Source organism: Ammoniphilus soli, assembly GCF_040813775.1.
This window is the reverse complement of record NZ_JBEGDL010000099.1, coordinates 1-2,394: the sequence shown is the minus strand read 5'-3', so window position 1 is coordinate 2,394 and position 2,394 is coordinate 1. Positions and strand designations below refer to the sequence as shown.

Annotated in this window: 2 protein-coding genes and 1 pseudogene; all 3 read left to right on the top strand. The window is 44.8% G+C overall.

Annotated elements, in window-relative coordinates; all coding sequences use genetic code 11:
* Positions 1 to 117: 117 nt before the first annotated feature.
* Entirely contained in the window at positions 118 to 1,077 is a 960-nt protein-coding gene (locus ABLT31_RS38310) for a sugar phosphate isomerase/epimerase family protein (RefSeq protein ID WP_367760964.1), read from the top strand.
* On the top strand, positions 1,070 to 2,242 hold the full coding sequence (locus ABLT31_RS38305; protein ID WP_367760963.1) for a Gfo/Idh/MocA family protein: 1,173 nt from the start codon (positions 1,070 to 1,072) through the stop codon (positions 2,240 to 2,242). Before ABLT31_RS38310 ends, ABLT31_RS38305 begins: the two co-directional genes overlap by 8 nt.
* 48 nt (positions 2,243 to 2,290) lie before the next feature.
* A pseudogene (locus ABLT31_RS38300) lies at positions 2,291 to 2,394 on the top strand (sugar phosphate isomerase/epimerase); the annotation flags it as partial.

Genomic DNA, 2,394 nt, shown 5'->3' with positions numbered 1-2,394 from the left:
AATACCTTGGGCCAGCCAGAGAAGCCATTAAGGACAATGTGAAAGGAAAGATGCGGGAGTTCGGCAGTTCTGGTAGAGCGTAACGCAAAAAGAAAAGTGGGAGAAGGAGATTTTGATATGAGTATGAGAATAGCAATAGGCCCTTGCTGCTGGGGGGTTGATGATCCAAAGAATCCCTACCTTCCCGATTGGAAGCTAGTATTAGGAGAAGCGGCACAAGCAGGATATAAAGGGATTGAATTGGGACCTTACGGCTATCTTCCTTTAGACATTCATGCTGTAAAGGAAGAATTAGATAAAAATGATCTGACTATCATTGCAGGAACGATTTTTGATGACTTGGTCAGCGTAGGAAATAGGGATAACCTTCTGAAAATGACCGATGACATTTGTGCACTTATTACCCAATTGCCTCGAGCTCCTAAGGCGGAAAATCAGCATTTTCCAACCCCCTATCTTACGGTGATGGATTTTGGGCATAAAGAGCGCAGCAGGACGGCAGGGCATTATGATAGAGCGCCTAGACTATCAAAAGAGCAATGGAATGGCATGATGGATAATATCAGAGCCATTGCCAATCTGGCTTCGGAATATGGGGTAAGAGCCGTTATTCATCCGCATGCAGGAGGCTATATCGAGTTCGAAGACGAGATAAACCAGGTCCTTGAAGATATCTCCTACGAAACAGCTGGACTTTGTTTAGATACAGGCCATTTGTATTATTCAGGCATGGACCCGGTGCAGTGGATACGCACCCATGCCGATCGATTGGACTATATTCATTTTAAAGATATAGACAAGGAAATCTATGATCAGATGATGTCGATAGAAATAGATTTCTTTGAAGCTTGTGCCAAAGGCGTGATGTGCCCGATTGGCAAAGGAATCATTGATTATGGCAGTATCCATTCCCTTGTAAAGGAAATCAATTATCAAGGCTGGATCACCATCGAACAGGAAAGGGATCCGAGGAATTGCAACAGCAGTCTGCAGGATGTGTCCCAAAGCTTTGAGTACCTAAAAAGTGTAGGTTATTCCATGAACAAGTACAGTGAAGGAGTTGTCAGTCATGATTAATGGAGAAAAACGCTTGGAGAGACCGATTCGCTGGGCCATGATCGGAGGGGGGCGCGGCAGTCAAATCGGATACATCCATCGATCGGCGGCACTGCGAGACAACAGCTTTCAGCTGGTGGCAGGCGCTTTCGATATCAACCCGGAACGAGGCAGAGACTTTGGAGTGAATTTAGGAGTGGATCCGGAAAGATGTTATCCGGATTATGCTACGATGTTTGCAGAAGAAGCCAAACGGGAGGATGGAATTGAAGCCGTATCCATCGCGACGCCAAACGGTACGCATTTTAGCATTAGTAAAGCAGCTTTAGAGGCTGGACTTCACGTGGTGTGCGAGAAACCTTTATGTTTTACAGTAGAAGAAGCAACGATTTTAAGAGATCTAGCAAAAAAGAACAACCGAATCGTAGGGGTTACTTATGGCTACTCCGGACACCAAATGATTCATCAAGCCAGAAAGATGATAGAAAACGGTGAATTAGGCGAAATTCGAATCGTGAATATGCAGTTTGCCCATGGTTTTCATTCAAGTGCCGTAGAAGAGGAGAATCCTTCCACCAAATGGAGAGTGGATCCGAAATTTGCAGGGCCTAGCTATGTATTAGGAGATCTTGGCACCCATCCGCTCTATTTGGCTGAGGCCATGCTGCCCAATATGAAGATTAAAAGTCTCATGTGTGCGAAACAAAGCTTCGTTAAGAGTCGTGCCCCTCTCGAGGATAATGCCTATGTCATCATGAATTACGAAAACGGTGCTGTCGGTACGCTATGGGCCAGTGCGGTGAATGCTGGGTCTATGCATGGGCAAAAAATTAGAGTCATTGGGTCTAAAGCAAGCCTTGAATGGTGGGACGAACAGCCCAATCAATTAAAATTTGAGATTCAAGGCAAGCCCGCACAGGTTTTAGAAAGAGGCATGGATTACCTTTATGAGGAAGCACTTGCTGACGACCGCATAGGAGGCGGGCATCCTGAAGGGTTATTTGAATCATGGTCCAATATTTATTGGAGATTTGCCGTAGCGATGGATGCCGCAAATAGGGATGATATGCAGTTTCTGAAAGATTTTTGGTATCCGGATATTGATGCCGGGTTTGAAGGGGTCAGATGGATTGAAAATTGCGTCAGATCGGCAGACAATGGCGCGGTATGGGTGGAGTATAAATAACATTCTATTCTATGCTTAAAAATTAAACCTAACAGGAGGTATATAAATATGAAAATCGCATTAGATCCATACATGTATAGACACCTTCCCATTCCCCAAATGGTAGAGAAGGCGGCGGAATTGGGATTTGAATATATTGAACTGTCTCCGCG